Genomic DNA, 18,713 nt, shown 5'->3' with positions numbered 1-18,713 from the left:
CCTCAGCCCGCGGCGACCGCGTCGAGGCCGAGCAGGGTCCGCGCCTCGCCCGGGGTCATCGGCGTACGCTGCGCGACCCGGGCCACCTCGACCGCCCGCTCGACGAGCTGGGCGTTGGACTCGACCGGGACGCCCCGGCTGATCGTGAGCACGTCCTCCATGCCGACCCGCAGGTGGCCGCCCTTGGAGAGCGAGGCGAGCATCACCGCGAGCGTGGAGCGGCCGATGCCGGTGGCCGACCACGAGGTGGTGGCGGCCGGCAGCGCGGCGACCGAGGCGACCAGCGCGTCCGCCGTGCCGTTCATGCCGCCGGGCACGCCCATCACCAGGTCGCAGTGCACCTTGCCCCCGGCCGGCAGGCCGAACGTGTCGAGCAGCCGGTGCAGCGCGTGCACCTGGCCGAGGTCGAACAGCTCGAACTCCGGCACCACGCCCCGCTCCTGCGAGAGCTGGTAGAGCTCGCACACGAACGGCCACGGGTTCATGAACACGTCGTCGCCGAAGTTGGTGGTGCCCATGGTGAGGCTGCAGGAGTCCGGCTCGGCGTCGAGCACCTTGAGCCGGGTGTCGAGCGGGTCGTGGACCGACCCGCCAGTCGAGAGCTGGACGACCAGGTCGGTCGACTCCCGCACCGCCGCCACCCACTCGCGCAGCAGCGGCAGGTCGAGGGTCGGCTGGTGGTCGTGGTCGCGCACGTGGATGTGGATCATCGCCGCACCGGCCTCCCGGCACGCGACCGCGGTCGCGGCGAGCTCCTCGGGGGTGGTCGGGAGCTGCGGGCAGTCCGCCTTGGCGGTCTCGGCTCCGGTGGGCGCGACGGTGATCAGCAGCGGCTCGGGCATGGCGGTCATCGTGCCAGAATCGCCGCAGCCCCGTCGACTCACCGGAAGGAAGATTTCCCGATGCGAGCCGTCGTACAGCGAGTTCTTCGCGCAGCCGTGACTGTCGACGGGAAGGTCGTCGGCGAGATCGAGCGCCCGGGGCTGCTGGTCTACCTCGGCGTCACCCACGCCGACGGCCCCGACGAGACCGCGTGGACCGCCCGCAAGGTCTGGGACCTGCGGCTGCTGCGCGACGAGCAGTCGGCCTCCGACGTCGGGGCGCCGGTGCTGGTGGTCAGCCAGTTCACGCTGTACGGCGACGCGCGCAAGGGACGCCGTCCGACCTGGCAGGCGGCGGCGCCCGGCGAGGTCAGCGAGCCGGTGTACGACGCGTTCTGCGCCGAGCTGGAGCGCCTCGGCGCGCACGTGCAGCGCGGGGTCTTCGGGGCACAGATGGAGGTCGCCTCGGTCAACGACGGCCCGATCACGGTGCTGCTCGAGCGCTGAGGCTCAGACCCCGGGGAGGTTGTCGAGCAGCCCCTGCACGAGGTCGTAGGTCGCCCGGTCGGCCGCCGCGACCAGGCCGGCCGGCGGGTCCGCCAGCGGGTGGTAGGGCACCCCGTCGAACGTGCCGACGTACCCACCGGCCTCGGCGAGCAGCAGCGAGCCCGGGACGTGGTCCCACGGCTTGGCCTTGCGGTAGAGCGCGTAGTCCGCCTCGCCCTCGACCAGCTTCGGGTAGTCCACGCCGCAGCAGACCCAGGTCAGGTCGAGCGCCCGCAGCGTGCCGAGGGCGCGGCCGATCCAGCTGCGTCGCGAGGTGACCCCGCGCAGCTCGTCACCCAGCGGGGGTCGGGTGAGCCGTTCCCCGTCGCGCCAGGCCCCGGCGCCGCGTTCCACGACATACGCGACCTTGTGCTGCGGCTGCCAGATCCAGCCGCGCACGACCTCGCCGCGACGTACCTCCCCGACCATGACCGCGTGGTCCTTCGACCCGTGCACGAAGTTCTTGGTGCCGTCGACCGGGTCGACCGTGAACGCGTGGTCCGCGGCCTGGTAGCGCTTCATCAGCGTCGCGTCCGCCGCGGTCGCCTCCTCGCCGAGGATCAGCGCCTCGGGGTAGGCGGCGCCGAGCACACCGGTGATCCGGGCCTCGGCCTCCCTGTCCGCCACGGTCACCAGGTCGCCGGGGTTCTTCTCCGCGATCTCCTCGTCGGCCAGGTCCCGGAAGCGGGGGTCGATCACCTCCTCGGCCACGTCCACGAGCAGGGTCAGGACCTCGTCGGTCTCCACGCGAGCAACCTACCGACTGCCGGAGCACCCCCACCCCGCGCCCCACCCCGCGCCCCACCCTCGACCCACCCCTCGACCCACGCCGTCACCCTCGCGCCGCAGCCCCCGGCCGGATAGTCCCAAACGTTCGAGGGGTCCCGTACGGCGTGTCGGCAGCCGTTTCGTTTGGGACTATCCCGACATGGGCGCCGGAAATGACTCCGACCCGCCACCACCGGGTGACGGGTCGGAGCTCCCTGGGGAGGGGATCAGAGCGTGATGGCCACCTCGGCCACCGAGCCGCGCGCGGCGATCACCTTCTTGTCGATCGGCTGCGCCTTCGGCGCGAGCGTGCGCAGCGTCCACTCGCCGTCACCGGCGAAGAAGCGGAACTGGCCGTGCTCGTTGGTCGGCACCTCCGCGGTGAACTCACCGGTCCGGTCGAGCAGCCGGACGTAGGCATTGCCGACGGGCGCGCCGCCACGGGTCACCTGACCCTGGACGACGGCCTCCTTGGCCACGTTGACCCCGTCGAGCGACAGGCCACCTTCGATCGCGCCGCACATCAGGCCTCGCCCCTCTCGTCGCCGAGGGCGACCGGGACGCCGACGAGCGAGCCGTACTCGGTCCACGAGCCGTCGTAGTTCTTCACGTTCTCCTGCCCGAGGATCTCCTTGAGCACGAACCAGGTGTGCGAGGAGCGCTCGCCGATGCGGCAGTACGCGATGGTGTCCTTGCTCCAGTCGACGCCGGCCTCGGTGTAGATCTCCTTCAGCTCCTCGTCGGACTTGAAGGTGCCGTCGTCGTTGGCCGCCTTGCTCCACGGCACGTTCGCGGCGGTCGGGATGTGGCCCGCACGCTGCGCCTGCTCCTGGGGGAGGTGGGCCGGGGCGAGCAGCCGGCCGGCGTACTCGTCGGGGCTGCGGACGTCGACCAGGTTCTGCGCGCCGATCGCGGCGACGACCTCGTCGCGGAACGCGCGGATGCTCTTGTCCTGCTCCTGCGCGGTGTACGACGTCGCCGCACGGCTGGGTGCCTCGTCGGTCAGCTCGCGGGAGTCCAGCTCCCACTTCTTGCGACCGCCGTCGAGCAGCTTGACGTCGTCGTGGCCGTAGAGCTTGAAGTACCAGTAGGCGTAGGCCGCGAACCAGTTGTTGTTGCCGCCGTACAGCACGACCGTGTTGTCGTTGGACACGCCCTTCCCCGAGAGCAGCGCCTCGAACTGGGCCTTGTCCACGAAGTCGCGGCGGACCTGGTCCTGCAGCTCCGTGGTCCAGTCGAGCTTGATGGCGCCCTTGATGTGACCCTTGTCGTACGCCGTGGTGTCCTCGTCCACCTCGACGAGCACGACGCTCGGGTCGTCCAGATGTTCCTCGACCCACTGGGCGGTCACGAGGGTGTTCTCGCGGCTCATGTGGTTCTCTCTTTCCGTTGTTCCGCTGGTGTCTGACTTCTCGTTCGGGTGGTCGGGTGGTGCTAGTCGCTCGACCCCACCGGGACCACCCTCGGTCCGGTCAGGCGCTTGATCAGGAGGTAGGCCTCGCAGCCGAGGCACAGGCCGAAGACGGCATTGAGCAGGGCCGCGGCCAGGGCGAACCCGGTCGCGACCAGCCCGACCAGCGCGGAGCCGGCCAGGAACCCGAGCAGGCCGACCAGCGCGAAGCCGAGACCGACCGCCTGCGCGAACCGCGGCGGGGCGGCGTCCTCGCGCTCGGCCGGCGGGCCGATCCGGGGCCGCACCGCGGTCCGGAACAGCCAGGAGTACGGCGTGTGCTGGACGCCGCGACCGGCACCGACCGCGAACACCGCGGCCTGCACCGCGAGCAGCGCGACGGCGACGGGGGACGGCGCGAGCAGCAGCACGGCGGCGAGCACGAGCGCGGTCACGGCGGCGGCGAACCGCGCACCGCGCGGGTCGATCTGCGCGGGGGTGGTGTGCATGGAGTCTCCTGCGTCGGGACGCGCGACCGCGCGTCGGGAAGGCCTGCGGGCTGCGAGGCACGGGACGCCCAGATTAGTCGTGTAAACGACTCGACAAAAGAACCTTTGACCGGCGTCCCGTCAGGGCATGCGACACAGCGCCGAACGCACGCGGCAGTGGTCCACTGCGCGGCGGCGGGTCAGCATGGTCGTCGACATGCGGCCCAATCTACGGCGCCCCGATCGGCAACCCGAGCGCAAATCTCAGGATGTGGTCATCCGTTCCAGAATGCGGACAATCCTCACTCCGCCACCGTGACCCGGGCCAGCGTCGCGAGCACCTCGTCGCGCTTCGGAGTGCCGCCGGCCCGGGCCACCTCGCGGCCCCGCGCATCCAGCACCAGGGTCGTGGGCGTCCGGAGCACGCCGACCCGACGCACCAGCTCGAGGTGGTGCTCGGCGTCGACCTCGACGTGGGCGACACCCGGCACCAGCTCCGCGACCTCGCCCAGCACCCGCCGGGTCGCCCGGCACGGCGCGCAGAACGCGCTGGAGAACTGGAGCAGCGTGGCCCGCTCCCCCAGCTCGTGTTCGATGTCGGTGCCGTCGAGGAGCCCAGGCTCAGACGCCTCGTCGCCGGGGGTGGCCGCAGCCCCGGCACCGCGCACCCGGTGCGTCCCGCGGAACCTGCCGTCGGCGAGCGCACGCCAGGCCCCGAACCCGAGGGCCAGGACGACGGCGACGAGGAGGACGAGCTGGCCGGCGGTCATGACGGCGGCAACGTCGGAGCGGCCCGGCTCATTCCTCGCGCTCCCGCAGCGCCGCGTTCTGACGACGCAGGTCCTCGACCTCGTCCTCCAGGACCAGCACCCGGGCGATCCCCGCGAGGTTCAGGCCCTCGGCCAGCAGGTCGCGCACCCGGTGCAGCCGGTCGATGTCGTCCTGGCTGTAGCGACGGGTGTTGCCGCCGGTGCGGTCGGGGGTCACCAGGCCGTGCCGTTCGTAGACGCGCAGGTTCTGGATCTCCATCGAGACCATGCCGGCCGCCACGGAAATCGCGAACACACCGTCGGAGGACTTCGCCATGGGACTCCTCGATCCCCGGTGCAATCCGGGGCTTGACAACTCCTGACGTGAGTATTACATAAAACCTGTATCCGTGAGAACAGATCACGGAGACCACGAACCCAGAGGAGGTACCCATGTTGCTGCGATCCGCCGACCCTTTCCGTGAGCTCGACCGCCTGACCCAGCAGGTCCTGGGCACCACCAACCGCCCCGCGGTCATGCCGATGGACGCCTGGCGCGAGGGCGACGCGTTCGTCATCGAGTTCGACCTGCCGGGCGTGTCCCGCGAGAGCATCGACCTCGACGTCGAGCGCAACGTGCTCACGGTTCGCGCCGAGCGTGTCGCCCGCAACGGCGACTGGGAGATGCTCGCCTCCGAGCGTCCCCGCGGCGTCTTCAGCCGCCAGCTCGTGCTCGGCGACAACCTCGACCTCGACCGCATCGAGGCGTCGTACGACGCCGGGGTGCTGCGGTTGACGGTGCCGGTCGCCGAACGCGCGAAGCCGCGCAAGATCGAGGTCGCGACCGGTTCGAACGACACCGGACGGACCGCGATCGAGGCCTGACCCGCGTACGCCGACGGGTCTGCCGACTGGTGACCGGGGGTCTGCTACCCCGGTCACCGCCAGGCACGGGGCCGGGGGCCTGCTACTCCGGCCCCGCTGCCATGCCCGGCTCAGCCGCCCGCGAACGGGGGCAGGAACTCGACCGAGGAGCCCGGCGCGACCTGCACGTCGGCCGGATCGCGGGTGCCGAGCGGCTCGTCGCCGATGAGGACCGAGCAGGCCCCGACGACGTCGGCGAGCCGCGGCGCGTCGGGGTGCAGCGCCAGCGCCCGGGACCGCAGGTCGGCGAGGCTGACCGGCCCGTCGACGGGTACCCGGTCCTGGGCCACCCCCGCCGCCGCGCGGGCCGCTGCCCAGTAGCGCACCACGACGTACGACGTGCTCGCGGTGCGGTCCGCGGGCGTCTCGCCCTGCGCGGTTCGCGTTTCGTGCCCGGTCATGCCCGATATCCTTCACCATCCGGGCAAGCACGAGGAGTCGCCATGGGCACGCTGCTGTTGCTGACCGACGCGCTCCAGCCGTCGGCCGACGTACTCCCCGGCCTGGCCCTGCTCAACCACCAGGTCAAGATCCTGCCCGCCGAGGGCAGTGCGCTGATCGAGGCGCCCGAGTCCGACCTGGTCCTCGTCGACGGACGCCAGGAGCTGGCTCACGCCCGCGACCTCTGTCGCCTGATCCGCACCACCGGCACCGACGTGCCGGTGCTGCTCGTGGTCACCGAAGGCGGTCTGGCCGTGGTCGCTGCCGACTGGGGCATGGACGACGTGGTGCTGCACACCTGCGGCCCGGCCGAGCTCGAGGCCCGGATCAAGCTGGCGATCGGCCGGCTCGCCGCGCAGCGCGACGCCGACGACCCCGAGTCACACGTGATCCGGACAGGCGAGGTCGTCGTCGACGACGCGACGTACACCGCGAAGCTCAGCGGCCGCCCGCTCGACCTCACGTTCAAGGAGTTCGAGCTGCTGAAGTTCCTGGCCCAGCACCCCGGACGGGTGTTCAGCCGCCAGCAGCTGCTCCAGGAGGTCTGGGGCTACGACTACTTCGGCGGCACCCGTACCGTCGACGTGCACGTACGCCGGCTGCGCGCCAAGCTCGGCCCCGAGAACGAGACGCTCATCGGCACCGTCCGCAACGTCGGCTACCGCTTCGTGCTGCCCGCCAAGGACCAGGCCGGCGCCGGCATCGACGTCGAGGCGACCGAGGACGCCTAGATCTGCAGTCGTCCGCCTGACAGGGGGCCAGGCACCCCCGTGGGGCGGACGACCCACCAAGGCGGGTGCGGCACGATGGGCCCGTGACGGCACGGGAGATCACGACCACGGACTCGGCGGCACAGGGACGGGACCTGGTGGAGCGCGTCCGGCAGGCCAGCCGGGCGGCGGACGGGCACGACCCGCTCGACGAGCAGGCGGCGCTGCTGCTCAAGCACCGCGGGCTGGCGGCGGCGCGGATGTGGGTGACCGGGAACGGGTTCGCCCTGGTGCACGAGGGGGCGCTGGACCTGGCGGTGGCGCCGGAGGCGCGAGGCCGGGGGGAGGGCGCGACGCTCGCGGCGGCCGTCGCGGACAGCGGTGCCGACGTGCGGACGGCGTGGAGCCACGGTGACGACCCGGCGGCCCGGGCGATCGCCGCGCGGCACGGTTTCGCCGCCACCCGCGAGCTCTGGGTGATGCGCCGACCGGTGACCGAGCCGCTGCCGCCGCTGGAGAGCGACGTCGCGATCCGCGGCTACCGCCCAGCGGACGAGGCCGACCTGCTGCGGGTCAACGCCGCCGCCTTCGCCCACCACCCGGAGCAGGGGTCGATGGACGCCGCCGGGCTGGCCGAGCGGATGGCCGAGCCGTGGTTCGACCCGGCCGGGCTCCTGGTCGCGCACGACGGCGAACGGATGCTCGGCTTCCACTGGACCAAGCAGCACGACGCGGACCTCGGCGAGGTGTACGTCGTCGCGATCGCCCCCGAGGCCCAGGGCGCCGGGCTCGGGCGGATGCTCACGCTGGCCGGCCTGCACCACCTGGCCGGGCACGGTGTGCGCGAGGTGCTGCTCTACGTCGAGTCCGACAACCACCCGGCGCGGAAGGTCTACGAGCGGCTCGGGTTCACACACGCTGCCAGCGACACGCACGTGCAGTTCACACGCTCTTGACCCCCGCGGCCAGGGCGGCGGCGACCTCGAGGTTGGCGGTCCGGTTGGCCTCGCCGCGGTCCAGCCAGTTGAGGAACCCGTGCACCAGCCCGTCGTGGCGTCGCAGCTCGACGGCGACCCCGGCGTCGGCCAGCTTGCGCGCGTAGGCCTCGCCCTCGTCGCGGAGCGGGTCGAAGCCCGCGGTCACAACGTACGCCGGCGCGACGCCGGCCGGCACCTCCCCGTGCAGCGGCGCCACCCGGGGATCGAGCCGGTCGGCCGGCTCGGGCAGGTAGCTGTCGACCGCGAGGTCCATGAACTCGGTGGTCAGATAGAAACCGCGGCCGAACAGCCGCCGGCTCACGGTGTCGCCGGCCGGGTCGGTGACCGGGTAGACCAGCATCTGGAAGGCCAGCGGGAGCCGCTTCCTGGCCGCGTGCGCGGCCACCGCGGCAGCGAGGTTGCCGCCGGCGGAGTCGCCGCCGACGGCGAGCCGGGCGGTGTCGACCCGCAGGTCGTCGGCGTCCGCGACCAGCGCGTCGTACGCCGTGATCGCGTCGTCGTGCGCGGCGGGGAACACGTGCTCGGGAGCGAGCCGGTAGTCCACCAGCACCACCTGCACGCCGGCCCGCTCGGCCAGGAACCGGCACACGGCGTCGTAGGCCTCGAGCCCGCCGTACACGAAGCCGCCGCCGTGCAGGTAGAGGAGCGTGGGCCGCGGCTCGCTGGACGCGGCCAGGGCTGCAGGGAGATAGATCCGCGCGGGCAGCCCAGCGACGGTGCGCTCCACCAGCACGCCGATCGGGGGGCTGCCGCCCATCGTGCGGGCCTGGCGGTCGACGGCGAGACGTCCGGCCGGGACCGGCAGTGTCTCGGGGCCGGGCTCGCGCGCCACCCGCTGCAGCCGCAGCACCAGCTGGACCTGCGGGTCGAGGGTCTGGCCGTCGCGCCGGACCGGCCGTCCGGCCATTCGGCGCTGCACGGACGGCGGCAGGGCGAGCACGCGCCCGAGGGCGGCGGACCGGGCACGCTCGCTGCGTCGCTGGGAGCTCATGCCCCGCGAAACTACCGCCGCCGGCGGCGTACGGGGGTGTGAGGTTCGTCGCGCCGGCGGCCGGGCCCACGACCGGGGCCAGGATCCGCCGGAAGTGACCTGCCGGACTGATCCGAACGCGTCACCCGTCGTTCACCCGGCGGTGGGACACTCGATCCATGACGCAGGACAGCCTCCCTTCGCACGTCAGCGGCTCACTCGACGAAGGGCCGGTGGAGGGCGGGCAGCTCGAGGCCGGCGAGTTCGACGTCGACCCGCCGTACGTCCCCGACCCGGTGGAGGTGGCCGACCTCGGCGCGTTCGAGGACCGCTTCCTGGACCGCGAGGAGTCGTGGCTGCGGTTCAACCAGCGGGTCCTCGAGCTCGCGGAGGACCCGTCGCTGCCGCTGCTGGAGCGGGTCCGCTTCCTCGCGATCTTCGCCAGCAACCTCGACGAGTTCTTCATGGTCCGCGTCGCCGGCCTCAAGCGCCGCATCGCGGCGGGCGTCGCGGTCCGCTCGGCGTCCGGCCACCTCCCGCGCGAGGTGCTCGACTCGATCTGGGCCACCAGTGCCGAGCTGATGTCGCGGCACGCCGCGCTGTTCGCGAAGGAGATCGTGCCGGCTCTGCAGGACCAGGGCATCGAGCTGGTCCGGTGGGACGACCTCGACCGCGAGGAGCAGAAGTTCTGCAAGCGGCTGTTCAAGGACCGGGTGTTCCCGGTGCTCACGCCGCTGGCGGTGGACCCGGCGCACCCGTTCCCCTACATCTCCGGCCTGTCGCTCAACATCGCCGTCCTGGTCCGCAACCCCACGACCGGCAAGGAGCACTTCGCCCGGGTGAAGGTGCCGCCGATCTTCAACCGGTTCGTGCCGCTCGGCAACCAGCGTTTCGTGCCGCTCGAGGACGTCATCGGCGAGCATCTGAAGCGGCTGTTCCCGGGCATGGAGGTGCTCCAGGTCCACACGTTCCGGGTCACCCGCAACGAGGACCTCGAGGTCGAGGAGGACGACGCCGAGAACCTCCTCGCCGCCCTCGAGAAGGAGCTGCTGCGGCGCAAGTTCGGGCCGCCGGTGCGGCTGGAGGTCGAGGAGTCGATCGACGACAAGGTGCTCGACCTGCTGGTCTCCGAGCTCGGCGTCTCCGCGGGCGAGGTGGTCCGGCTGCCCGGCCCGCTCGACCTGCGCGGCCTGCACGACATCGCCGACCTCGCCCGCGAGGAGCTCAAGTACGCCGCCTTCGTGCCGACCACGCACCGGCACCTGGCCGAGGTCGAGTCGGCGAGCCCGGTGGACGTGTTCAAGGCGACCCGGCGCACCGACGTGCTGCTGCACCACCCCTACGACTCGTTCGCCACCTCCGTGCAGCGCTTCGTCGAGCAGGCGGCCGCGGACCCGCACGTGCTGGCGATCAAGCAGACGCTCTACCGCACCTCGGGAGACTCCCCGATCATCGACGCCCTCGTCGACGCCGCCGAGGCCGGCAAGCAGGTGCTGGTGATCGTGGAGATCAAGGCCAGGTTCGACGAGTCCAACAACATCCGCTGGGCCCGCAAGCTCGAGCACGCCGGCTGCCACGTGGTCTACGGGCTGGTCGGGCTCAAGACCCACTGCAAGCTGTCGATGGTGGTGCGCGACGAGCCCGAGGGGATCCGCCGCTACACCCACATCGGCACCGGCAACTACAACCCCAAGACCGCGCGGATGTACGAGGACCTCGGCCTGCTCACCGCGGACCCGGCGATCGGCGAGGACGTCGCCCACCTGTTCAACAACCTCAGCGGCTTCTCGCGGAACGCGGAGTACGACCAGCTCCTGGTCGCGCCCGACTCCGTCCGGGACGGGCTGCTCGACCGGATCCAGGGCGAGATCGACGCGCACCGGGCGGGCCGGCCGGCCCGGATCCGGCTCAAGGCCAACTCGATCGTCGACGAGTCGCTCATCGACGCGCTCTATACCGCCTCCCAGGCCGGCGTGCCCGTCCAGCTCCTGGTGCGCGGCATCTGCGCGCTGCGCCCCGGCGTCCCCGGCCTGTCCGAGACGATCGAGGTGCGCTCGGTCCTCGGCCGGTTCCTCGAGCACAGCCGGGTCTACTGGTTCGAGAACGGCGGCGCACCCGAGGCATGGATCGGCTCGGCCGACCTCATGCACCGCAACCTCGACCGCCGGGTCGAGGTGCTGGTGCGGCTGCCCGACGACGAGCTCGTCGCCGACGTCGGTGAGCTGCTCGACCTGTCCTTCGCCGAGGACACGCAGGCCTGGCAGCTCGCCGCCGACGGCGAGTGGCGCCGCACGCCTCCTCCGGGGGTGGATTCGGTGCACCTTCAGGAGTACCTCATCGAGCGACAGCGCCGTCGTCGCTGACCGTCGACCGCTGGTTGAGGAGGTCCCGGGAGACCGTCGACCGCTGGTTGAGGAGGTCGCTCTGCGACCGTCTCGAAACCAAGGTCCCGACGATCAGCAGGACGCCAGCAGCACCGGGCCCGACGACAGGTTCGACAGCGGCGCGTTCGCGAGGTGCGCGGTGCCGGTGAGCACCACCGTGTGCCCGTCCGCCTCGACGTCGTCGAGGTCGAACAGCTCGTCGTAGGCCAGCAGCTGACCCGGGTCCTCCGCCCCGGCCAGCGCCTTCCGGGACCGGGCGTTCTGCTCGGCCTGGTCGTCGTTCTCGAAGTCGAGGACCACGGTCAGCGACCGGTCCGGGCCGATCGCCACGAGGTAGCCGGTCACCGGGTCCACCCCACCGGCCTGGTCGACCAGCTGGTCGGCCTGCGCCTGGGCGTCCGGGTCGGCCGAGGCCATGCTCAGCTCCTCGCAGGCCAGGTCCTTCGCCAGCGCCACCGCGGCCAGCGGGTCCCCGGCGGGGCCGGCCAGGTGGGAGAGGTCGAGGCCGTCCTCGTCACCCGTGGCGAAGGGCACCGCGGACTCGAGGTATCCGGCGTTGTCCGAGCTCAGCAGCAGGCCCTCGTCCTCGAGGAACGCCACGTGCTGGAGCTCCGGCGACCCGAGCCCGTCGAGGCCCGCGACCACGTCGGGGCCGCCCTTCCACACGCCGCCGGACATCGGGTCGTCGTCGGGCCGCATGAACCCGGCCTCCTCGTAGTGGGTTGCCACCGTCCCGAGGTCGGTGTCGTCGGAGACCTTGAGGACCAGCACCATGCCGCCGCGACCCTGACCGAGGATCTCCCAGTCCGCCGCCGCCGGGTCGAACCCGAGGTTCTTGCGCAGGGCGGGGGCCGACGCCGCCAGCGAGGACACCGCGAGGTCCCGGTCCGCAAGCTCCGAGAGGAACTCCGGCTCGCCCGTCCCCGCCGGGTCCGCCATGTCGGACTCGGCCCGCAGCCGGGACCAGTCCGTCCAGCTCACGCGCAGGGTCTCGGCCGGCAGCAGCCCCGCGGCGCGCTCGAAGTCGCTCCCCTTCGGCCACACGACGTACCCCACGGCTGCGGCGACCCCGACCACCGCCACGGCCACCGCGGTGAGCAGGGCGACGCGTCGCGTGACGCGCGTCCGGGGCATCAGGACTCCCTTCCGGGGACGAGGTGGTGTGAGACTAGCCGTATGCCGAGTCGCCCCGACGTCCTCGCCGCCGGAGCGGTCGTGCTCCGCAAGACCGGCCACGGGTCAGGCTCCGGCGGGGGCGAGGTGCTCCTGGTGCACCGTCCGAAGTACGACGACTGGTCGTTCCCCAAGGGGAAGCTCGACCGCGGTGAGCACGCCACCGCGGCGGCGGTGCGCGAGGTCGAGGAGGAGACCGGGCTGGCGATCCGGCTGGGCCGCCCGCTGTCCGACCAGCGCTACCCCGTCACCGCCAGCCGCGCCAAGACCGTGCACTACTGGGTGGGCCGGGTGACCGGCCCCGACGACATCAGCGGCTATGCGCCGAACGCCGAGATCGACGAGGTGGCGTGGGTGACGGTGGCCAAGGCGGCCAGGCTGCTCACCTACGACCACGACAGGGTGACCCTCGAGGAGGCGCTCGAAGAGCCCCGGGCCACCCGCACCCTGGTCGTGCTCCGGCACGCGGCCGCCAGGTCCCGCTCGCGATGGCGGGCCGACGACCGGTTCCGGCCGCTGCTTGCCCGCGGGACCGCACAGGCCGAGCGGCTCGTCCCGCTGATCGCGGCGTACGGCGTCACCCGGCTGGTCACCTCCAGCAGCACCCGGTGCGTCGCCACCGTCACGCCGTACGCCGACGCGACCGGGCGGCGGGTCGAGTCCGACGACCGGCTCTCGGAGGAGGACGCGACCGCGGGCGGCATCGCCGAGGTGGCCGCCGACCTGCTCGCCCAGGGCAAGCGCACCCTGGTCTGCACGCATCGACCCGTCCTTCCACAGCTCTGGGAGGCGCTCGGGTTCGAGGACCGCAAGCTCGAGCCGGCCGAGCTCGTGGTGCTCCACCACCGCAAGGGCAGGGTCGTCTCCCTGGAGGTCCACCGGGTTCGCTGACGGGCTCGGAAGGGTCGCGACACGCCCTCGTTCACGTGATCGCCGTCTCATCCCCGCGGGCACGTGACCAGGTGGCCGGGCACCGTTCACCCGCCGTTCACCGAGGCCAACGGGTCACGTCACCTCGGTTGCCTAACTTCCCAGTTGTCAGCATTGACCAAAGACATTCAGGAGACATGAAGTGAAGCGCACTTCGTTCCGCCGGGCGATCGTCCCCGGCGTCGCCGTGATCGCCCTCGCCGCCGGCCTGTCGGCCTGCGGCGCCGGCAACGAGGACTCCGGCAGCAGCAGCGACAGCGGCCTGTCCGGCACCCTCACCGGCGAGGGCTCGAGCGCCCAGGAGGCGGCCCAGACCGCCTGGCGCGCGGGCTTCCAGGGCGAGAACTCGGGCGTCACCGTGAACTACACCCCGTCCGGCTCCGGCGCCGGCCGCGAGAAGTTCATCGCAGGCGCCGTCGACTTCGCAGGCTCCGACTCCTACCTCAAGGACGACGACGAGGCCACCGAGCTCAGCGACGCCAAGGAGCGCTGCGGCGGCGAGGACCCGGTCGAGGTCCCGGCGTACGTCAGCCCGATCGCGGTCGTCTACAACCTCCCCGGCGTGGACACCCTCAACCTGTCCGCCGAGACCATCGGCAAGATCTTCAACGAGAAGATCACCACCTGGAACGACCCGGCGATCAAGCAGGAGAACCCCGACGCGGACCTGCCGTCGACCAAGATCACCCCGGTGCACCGCTCCGACGAGTCGGGCACCACGGAGAACTTCACCGACTACCTCGAGAAGGCCTCCGACGGCGGCTGGCCGCACGAGAAGGACAAGCTGTGGCCGCTGAAGTCCGGTGAGGCCGCGCAGGGCACCTCGGGTGTCATCCAGGCCGTCAAGGAGGGCGAGGGCTCGATCGGGTACGCCGACGAGAGCCAGGTCGGTGACCTCCAGGTCGCCTCCATCAAGGTCGGCGAGGAGTACGTCGCGCCGTCCGCCGAGGCCGCCGCCAAGGTGCTCGCGGTATCCCCGCGGGCCGAGACCGCGACCGACGTCAGCATGGCCATCGACGTCGACCGCACCACCACCGAGTCGGGCGCCTACCCGCTGCTGCTCGCGTCGTACCTCATAGCCTGCCAGCACTACGACGACCAGGCCACCGCCGACCTGGTCAAGGGCTACCTGACCTACGTGATCAGCGAGGAGGGCCAGCAGACCGCCGCCGACAACGCCGGTTCCGCCCCGCTCGACGCCGAGCTCGCGGACGAGGCCAACGGCATCGTCTCGCAGATCAGCGCGAAGTGACCCGTCGCTCAGGTGCGGCGGCCCGACGGGGTCGCCGCACCTGAGCACCGTTCCGAGGAGTTCCGTGTCCACCACCATCGCCACCCGCGACAAGGCGCCGCGGCGCCGTGGCGACGTGATCTTCGCCGGCATCGCCCGCGGTGCCGGCATCGCCATTCTCGTCGCCCTCGCGGGCGTTGCCCTCTTCCTGACCCTCGAGGGCTTCCCGGCCCTCGGCGCCAGCGGAGCGGCCCTCGACGGCGCCGCCAACTTCCTGGACTACGTCTGGCCGCTGGTCTTCGGCACGCTCCTGGCCGCGATCCTGGCGCTGCTGATCGCCACCCCCCTCGCCATCGGCGTGGCGCTGGTGATCGCGTTCTACACCCCGCGTCGCATCTCCGGGGTCGTGGGCTACATGATCGACCTGCTCGCCGCCGTACCCTCTGTCGTCTACGGCCTCTGGGGCATCGCCTTCCTGGGGCCGCAGCTCAAGCCGCTCTACCAGTGGCTCGAGGAGTACCTCGGCTTCCTGCCGTTCTTCGCCGGCCCCGCGAGCAGCACCGGCCGCACCATCCTCACCGCGTCGATCGTGCTCGCGATCATGGTGCTCCCGATCATCACCGCGATCAGCCGTGAGATCTTCACGCAGACCCCCCAGCTGCACATGGAGGCGGCGATGGCCCTCGGTGCCACCCGCTGGGAGATGATCAAGCTGTCCGTCTTCCCGTACGCCCGCTCCGGCATGGTCTCCGCGACCATGCTCGGCCTCGGCCGGGCCCTCGGCGAGACGATGGCGGTGGCCATGGTCCTCTCGGCGAGCGGCGTGGTGACCTTCAACCTGATCTCGTCGACCAACCCGTCGACGATCGCGGCGAACATCGCCCTGAACTTCCCGGAGGCGACCGGGCTCAAGGTCAACGCACTGATCGCGAGCGGCCTGGTGCTGTTCGTGATCACGTTCGCCGTGAACTTCGCGGCCCGCGCGATCGTCGCCCGGACCGAGAGGGAGCGCTCCTGATGGCCACGATCACCCCCACCCCACCGACCCCGACCCGGTCGTCCATGCACCTGAAGACGCCCTCGCTGCCGCGCTGGGCGCCGCTGCTGGTGATCGCGATCGCGGTCGCCGCCAGCGCCATGCTCGGGCTGCTCCTGGGCTGGGGCCCCGTCGGCATCGCCGTGGTCGCCGTCGTGCTCTACCTGGTCGGCGTACCGCTGTGGTCCCGACTCGTCGAGGACGGCCGCCGGGCCAAGGACCGGATGATGACCGGCCTGGTGTGGACGGCGTTCGTGCTCGCGCTGATCCCGCTGGTCACGCTGATCTGGAAGGTCGTGGCAGAGGGCCTCCCGCAGATCAACGCCGAGTTCCTGACCTACTCGATGCGCAACGTGATCGGCGACCAGCAGGGCGGCATCTACCACGCGATCATGGGCACGCTGCTCGTGACCGCCTGGGCGGCGATCATCTCGATCCCGGTCGGCATCTTCTGCGGGATCTACCTCGTGGAGTACGGCAAGACCTCGCGGCTGGCCCGCTGGATCACGTTCCTGGTGGACGTGATGACCGGCATCCCGTCGATCGTCGCCGGTCTGTTCGCCTACGCGCTGTTCGTGCTCTTCTTCGGCGAGGGCGTGCGGATGGGCTTCGGTGGCTCGGTGGCGCTGTCCCTGCTGATGATCCCGATCGTGGTCCGCTCGACCGAGGAGATGCTGAAGCTGGTCCCGGACGAGCTCCGCGAGGCGTCGTACGCCCTGGGCGTGCCGAAGTGGCGCACGGTCTCCAAGGTCGTGCTGCCGACCGCGATGAGCGGCATCATCACCGGCGTCACGCTGGCCGTCGCCCGCATCATCGGTGAGACCGCGCCGCTGCTGATCATCGCCGGCAAGACCGACGGCCTGAACATGAACATGTTCAGCGAGCCGGTGACCACGCTCCCGGTCTTCATCTACTTCTCCTACACCCAGCCCGGGCTCCCGCCCGAGGCGGGCCAGGCGCGCGCATGGGGCGCCGCGCTGGTCCTGATCGTGATCGTGATGGCGCTGAACCTGGGCGCCCGCGCGATCGGCAAGTTCTTCGCCCCCAAGAAGGGGCGCTGAGAGGAAGCACCATGGCCAAGAGCATCGACATCTCTGACCTGGACATCTACTACGGCGACTTCCTCGCTGTGGAGGGCGTCAGCATGAGCGTGCGCGCCCGTTCCGTGACCGCGTTCATCGGCCCCTCGGGCTGCGGCAAGTCGACGCTGCTGCGCTCGCTGAACCGCATGCACGAGGTGACCCCGGGCGCGCGGGTCGACGGGAAGGTCGTCATCGACGGCCAGGAGCTGTACGACCCGATGATCGACCCGGTGGAGGTACGTCGGCAGATCGGCATGGTCTTCCAGCGCCCGAACCCGTTCCCGACCATGTCCATCTACGAGAACGTCCTCGCCGGCTCGCGGCTGAACTCCCGCAAGCTGAAGAAGTCCGAGGCCGACGACATCGTGGAGCGTTCCCTGAAGCACGCGAACCTGTGGAGCGAGGTCAAGGACCGTCTCGGCAAGCCCGGCATGGGCCTGTCCGGCGGCCAGCAGCAGCGCCTGTGCATCGCCCGCGCGATCGCGGTCGAGCCGCAGGTGCTGCTCATGGACGAGCCCTGCTCCGCGCTCGACCCGATCTCGACCTCCGCGATCGAGGACCTGATCCACGAGCTGAAGACCGACTACACGATCGTGATCGTCACCCACAACATGCAGCAGGCCGCCCGGGTCTCGGAGGACACCGCGTTCTTCAACCTCGCCGGCGCCGGCAAGCCCGGCCGCCTGATCGAGTTCAACCCTACGAAGAAGATCTTCTCGAACCCCGACGAGCCCGCCACCGAGGCCTACATCTCCGGCCGCTTCGGCTGACCCGCTCCCCGATAGTCCCAAACGTTTGAGGGGTCCTGGAGCGTCCAGGGTCCCTCAAACGTTTGGGACTATCCCTTGGGTGTGGGTCAGGCGGGTGCGGAGGCGCAGGCGGAGCCACCGGTCGCGGTCGAGCCCGACGAGGGCGCGACGCTGCAGCACGGTGTCCGTGGATACCCACCAGGCGGGTCGGTTGAGAGTCCACTCCGGCGTGCGGGGCAGCCGGGCGGCTCTGTCGTGGGCTGCGATCATGCGCTCGGCCAACCGGTGTCGGTTGGTCAGGTCCGAGGCCACGACGATCAGGACCTCCAGACCGAGGGAGCGGTACGCCTCGTCACGACGTACGTCGCGGGCTCGCTGCGAGCCAGCCAGGTGCAGCGCCCCGTCGTACTCGAGGACCAGGCCGACGGCGGGATCGAGGAGGTCCGGCGTCCCGGCGTGCCTGCCGTCCACGTCGAACACGGGGACGTTGCACAGCGGGCGCGGGAGCCCGGCCGCATCCGTCCACACGGATCGCGCGGCGCTCTCCATGGGCGACCAGGAGTTCTCGTCCGCGCGCACGATCGCCTCGCGACACCGCGGGATGCCGGTCCAGCCGGGGTGGTCGAGCGCGTACGCCGCGATCTCGTCGAGCGACACGAGGTCCGAGTACGCCGCCATGTCCAGCACCTGCACCGCCGCGTCCAGGGTGCGCGCGTAGCGCATCATGAAGCAGACCGAGCGGACCGCCGAGGTGACGCAGAGTCCGTCGACGGCCACCAGATCGGTCGGCGACAGGCGCTCCTCCGAGATCCGGATCCCGTCTCGGGGCCGGAGGGCGTGACCGCCCGTGACCAGATCGACCGGTGCTGCGGTTCCGTCGGAGCGCACGCCCGGGAACCAGTACCCGCCTTGCCAACGCAGGCTCGCCCACCCGCTGACTGCGCCGTACCCGCGGATGATCGCGCCCGCCTCCACGATGCGCTGCTCGACGCGATCGCCGTCGACCGAGCCGGGAACATAGAGCCCGCGGCTGGTCTGACGCCAGCCCGGACGACGGGCCTGTTCGGGCGTGGGCCCGGCGACGCCGGTGACGTCGCGACGTACCGGCCACACAACCTGGTGGTCGCCGACCGGAAGCGGAGGATCACGGAGCACCCCAAAAGGGTCAGGTACCCGGCCGACTTCCCGCTCGCATCATCCACAGCTCCCGTCGCGGCGGGATAGTCCCAAACGTTTGAGGGGTCCAGGACGAGCCAGGGCCCCTCGAACGTTTGGGACTATCGAGAGAGGGGGGCGGGACGCTCCTATGGATCGTCAAGCCCT

21 protein-coding genes are annotated in these 18,713 nt (G+C 71.4%); 10 read left to right on the top strand and 11 right to left on the bottom strand.

Annotation, left to right across the window (positions count from 1 at the left end; genetic code table 11):
• Window positions 1-2: 2 nt before the first annotated feature.
• Window positions 3-851: a beta-keto acid cleavage family enzyme gene (locus EKO23_RS13135; protein ID WP_134717996.1), complete on the bottom strand. Its 849-nt coding sequence runs from the start codon at window positions 849-851 to the stop codon at window positions 3-5.
• A gap of 51 nt (window positions 852-902) precedes the next feature.
• Between EKO23_RS13135 and dtd the strand changes: the two genes are divergently transcribed.
• A complete protein-coding gene (dtd, locus tag EKO23_RS13130; protein WP_134717994.1) occupies window positions 903-1,328 on the top strand; it encodes a D-aminoacyl-tRNA deacylase in 426 nt (141 codons plus the stop codon).
• A gap of 3 nt (window positions 1,329-1,331) precedes the next feature.
• On the opposite strand, the gene EKO23_RS13125 is transcribed toward dtd, so the two are convergent.
• The 6 genes from EKO23_RS13125 to EKO23_RS13100 all read right to left on the bottom strand — a co-directional run bounded on the left by EKO23_RS13125 (window position 1,332) and on the right by EKO23_RS13100 (window position 5,099).
• Complete coding sequence (locus tag EKO23_RS13125) at window positions 1,332-2,114, bottom strand: inositol monophosphatase family protein (protein ID WP_134717992.1); 783 nt, start codon at window positions 2,112-2,114, stop codon at window positions 1,332-1,334.
• Window positions 2,115-2,362: 248 nt separating this feature from the next.
• On the bottom strand, window positions 2,363-2,659 hold the full coding sequence (locus tag EKO23_RS13120) for a DUF1416 domain-containing protein (protein WP_134717990.1): 297 nt from the start codon (window positions 2,657-2,659) through the stop codon (window positions 2,363-2,365).
• The gene (locus EKO23_RS13115) at window positions 2,659-3,507 is read right to left on the bottom strand and encodes a sulfurtransferase (protein ID WP_134717988.1); all 849 of its coding nucleotides are present in this window, start codon (window positions 3,505-3,507) and stop codon (window positions 2,659-2,661) included. Before EKO23_RS13115 ends, EKO23_RS13120 begins: the two co-directional genes overlap by 1 nt.
• A 62-nt stretch (window positions 3,508-3,569) precedes the next feature.
• Complete coding sequence (locus tag EKO23_RS13110) at window positions 3,570-4,034, bottom strand: DUF4395 domain-containing protein (protein ID WP_134717986.1); 465 nt, start codon at window positions 4,032-4,034, stop codon at window positions 3,570-3,572.
• A gap of 281 nt (window positions 4,035-4,315) precedes the next feature.
• Window positions 4,316-4,783, bottom strand: coding sequence for a TlpA family protein disulfide reductase (locus EKO23_RS13105; protein WP_134717984.1), 468 nt, complete (start codon window positions 4,781-4,783; stop codon window positions 4,316-4,318).
• 28 nt (window positions 4,784-4,811) lie between these two features.
• Window positions 4,812-5,099 (bottom strand): MerR family transcriptional regulator, encoded by a 288-nt coding sequence (locus EKO23_RS13100; RefSeq protein WP_134717982.1) that lies wholly within the window; start codon window positions 5,097-5,099, stop codon window positions 4,812-4,814.
• A 116-nt stretch (window positions 5,100-5,215) separates the two neighbouring features.
• Here EKO23_RS13100 and EKO23_RS13095 point away from each other — a divergent pair, with 116 nt between their 5' ends.
• A complete protein-coding gene (locus EKO23_RS13095) occupies window positions 5,216-5,647 on the top strand; it encodes an Hsp20/alpha crystallin family protein (protein WP_134717980.1) in 432 nt (143 codons plus the stop codon).
• 110 nt (window positions 5,648-5,757) lie between these two features.
• Here EKO23_RS13095 and EKO23_RS13090 read toward each other — a convergent pair whose 3' ends face one another.
• Window positions 5,758-6,087 (bottom strand): MoaD/ThiS family protein, encoded by a 330-nt coding sequence (locus EKO23_RS13090; RefSeq protein ID WP_217702611.1) that lies wholly within the window; start codon window positions 6,085-6,087, stop codon window positions 5,758-5,760.
• A 42-nt stretch (window positions 6,088-6,129) separates the two neighbouring features.
• On the opposite strand from EKO23_RS13090, the gene EKO23_RS13085 reads away from it, so the two are divergent.
• Both EKO23_RS13085 and mshD read left to right on the top strand, forming a co-directional pair.
• Complete coding sequence (locus EKO23_RS13085; protein ID WP_134717978.1) at window positions 6,130-6,858, top strand: response regulator transcription factor; 729 nt, start codon at window positions 6,130-6,132, stop codon at window positions 6,856-6,858.
• Between the two features lie 83 nt (window positions 6,859-6,941).
• Window positions 6,942-7,793 carry a mycothiol synthase gene (gene mshD, locus EKO23_RS13080; protein ID WP_246051067.1) on the top strand — a complete coding sequence of 284 codons (852 nt, stop codon included), beginning with the start codon at window positions 6,942-6,944 and terminating at the stop codon, window positions 7,791-7,793.
• On the opposite strand, the gene EKO23_RS13075 is transcribed toward mshD, so the two are convergent.
• A complete protein-coding gene (locus tag EKO23_RS13075; RefSeq protein ID WP_134717976.1) occupies window positions 7,780-8,826 on the bottom strand; it encodes an alpha/beta hydrolase in 1,047 nt (348 codons plus the stop codon). The two genes, mshD and EKO23_RS13075, sit on opposite strands and share 14 nt — an antisense overlap.
• Before the next feature lie 158 nt (window positions 8,827-8,984).
• Between EKO23_RS13075 and EKO23_RS13070 the strand changes: the two genes are divergently transcribed.
• A complete protein-coding gene (locus tag EKO23_RS13070) occupies window positions 8,985-11,168 on the top strand; it encodes an RNA degradosome polyphosphate kinase (RefSeq protein ID WP_134717974.1) in 2,184 nt (727 codons plus the stop codon).
• Window positions 11,169-11,261: 93 nt separating this feature from the next.
• On the opposite strand, the gene EKO23_RS13065 is transcribed toward EKO23_RS13070, so the two are convergent.
• Window positions 11,262-12,323, bottom strand: coding sequence for a hypothetical protein (locus tag EKO23_RS13065; RefSeq protein WP_134717972.1), 1,062 nt, complete (start codon window positions 12,321-12,323; stop codon window positions 11,262-11,264).
• A gap of 42 nt (window positions 12,324-12,365) precedes the next feature.
• Between EKO23_RS13065 and EKO23_RS13060 the strand changes: the two genes are divergently transcribed.
• From EKO23_RS13060 to pstB, 5 genes are all read left to right on the top strand, one after another.
• Window positions 12,366-13,253 (top strand): NUDIX hydrolase, encoded by an 888-nt coding sequence (locus EKO23_RS13060; protein WP_134717970.1) that lies wholly within the window; start codon window positions 12,366-12,368, stop codon window positions 13,251-13,253.
• 181 nt (window positions 13,254-13,434) lie between these two features.
• Window positions 13,435-14,544 (top strand): phosphate ABC transporter substrate-binding protein PstS, encoded by a 1,110-nt coding sequence (pstS, locus tag EKO23_RS13055; RefSeq protein WP_134717968.1) that lies wholly within the window; start codon window positions 13,435-13,437, stop codon window positions 14,542-14,544.
• A 64-nt stretch (window positions 14,545-14,608) separates the two neighbouring features.
• Window positions 14,609-15,541, top strand: a complete 933-nt coding sequence (pstC, locus tag EKO23_RS13050; RefSeq protein WP_134717966.1) for a phosphate ABC transporter permease subunit PstC — start codon at window positions 14,609-14,611, stop codon at window positions 15,539-15,541.
• A complete protein-coding gene (pstA, locus tag EKO23_RS13045; protein WP_134717964.1) occupies window positions 15,541-16,620 on the top strand; it encodes a phosphate ABC transporter permease PstA in 1,080 nt (359 codons plus the stop codon). Before pstC ends, pstA begins: the two co-directional genes overlap by 1 nt.
• Before the next feature lie 11 nt (window positions 16,621-16,631).
• On the top strand, window positions 16,632-17,411 hold the full coding sequence (pstB, locus tag EKO23_RS13040) for a phosphate ABC transporter ATP-binding protein PstB (RefSeq protein WP_134717962.1): 780 nt from the start codon (window positions 16,632-16,634) through the stop codon (window positions 17,409-17,411).
• A gap of 54 nt (window positions 17,412-17,465) precedes the next feature.
• On the opposite strand, the gene EKO23_RS13035 is transcribed toward pstB, so the two are convergent.
• Window positions 17,466-18,545, bottom strand: a complete 1,080-nt coding sequence (locus EKO23_RS13035) for a hypothetical protein (protein WP_134717960.1) — start codon at window positions 18,543-18,545, stop codon at window positions 17,466-17,468.
• Window positions 18,546-18,713: the final 168 nt, after the last annotated feature.

It is taken from the genome of Nocardioides guangzhouensis, from assembly GCF_004519545.1.
Lineage (GTDB): Bacteria > Actinomycetota > Actinomycetes > Propionibacteriales > Nocardioidaceae > Nocardioides > Nocardioides guangzhouensis.
Note: the sequence above shows the minus strand (reverse complement) of the source record. Positions and strands in the feature narration are given on the sequence as shown.

Coding starts and splice junctions, on each gene's coding strand:
- EKO23_RS13135 (WP_134717996.1), bottom strand. CDS start 851: ATGACCGCCATGCCCGAGCCGCTGCTGATCACCGTCGCGCCCACCGGA.
- EKO23_RS13100 (WP_134717982.1), bottom strand. CDS start 5,099: ATGGCGAAGTCCTCCGACGGTGTGTTCGCGATTTCCGTGGCGGCCGGC.
- EKO23_RS13070 (WP_134717974.1), top strand. CDS start 8,985: ATGACGCAGGACAGCCTCCCTTCGCACGTCAGCGGCTCACTCGACGAA.
- EKO23_RS13090 (WP_217702611.1), bottom strand. CDS start 6,087: ATGACCGGGCACGAAACGCGAACCGCGCAGGGCGAGACGCCCGCGGAC.
- EKO23_RS13115 (WP_134717988.1), bottom strand. CDS start 3,507: ATGAGCCGCGAGAACACCCTCGTGACCGCCCAGTGGGTCGAGGAACAT.
- EKO23_RS13105 (WP_134717984.1), bottom strand. CDS start 4,783: ATGACCGCCGGCCAGCTCGTCCTCCTCGTCGCCGTCGTCCTGGCCCTC.
- pstA (WP_134717964.1), top strand. CDS start 15,541: ATGGCCACGATCACCCCCACCCCACCGACCCCGACCCGGTCGTCCATG.
- EKO23_RS13120 (WP_134717990.1), bottom strand. CDS start 2,659: ATGTGCGGCGCGATCGAAGGTGGCCTGTCGCTCGACGGGGTCAACGTG.
- EKO23_RS13085 (WP_134717978.1), top strand. CDS start 6,130: ATGGGCACGCTGCTGTTGCTGACCGACGCGCTCCAGCCGTCGGCCGAC.
- EKO23_RS13075 (WP_134717976.1), bottom strand. CDS start 8,826: ATGAGCTCCCAGCGACGCAGCGAGCGTGCCCGGTCCGCCGCCCTCGGG.
- dtd (WP_134717994.1), top strand. CDS start 903: ATGCGAGCCGTCGTACAGCGAGTTCTTCGCGCAGCCGTGACTGTCGAC.
- EKO23_RS13095 (WP_134717980.1), top strand. CDS start 5,216: ATGTTGCTGCGATCCGCCGACCCTTTCCGTGAGCTCGACCGCCTGACC.
- EKO23_RS13110 (WP_134717986.1), bottom strand. CDS start 4,034: ATGCACACCACCCCCGCGCAGATCGACCCGCGCGGTGCGCGGTTCGCC.
- EKO23_RS13065 (WP_134717972.1), bottom strand. CDS start 12,323: ATGCCCCGGACGCGCGTCACGCGACGCGTCGCCCTGCTCACCGCGGTG.
- EKO23_RS13060 (WP_134717970.1), top strand. CDS start 12,366: ATGCCGAGTCGCCCCGACGTCCTCGCCGCCGGAGCGGTCGTGCTCCGC.
- pstB (WP_134717962.1), top strand. CDS start 16,632: ATGGCCAAGAGCATCGACATCTCTGACCTGGACATCTACTACGGCGAC.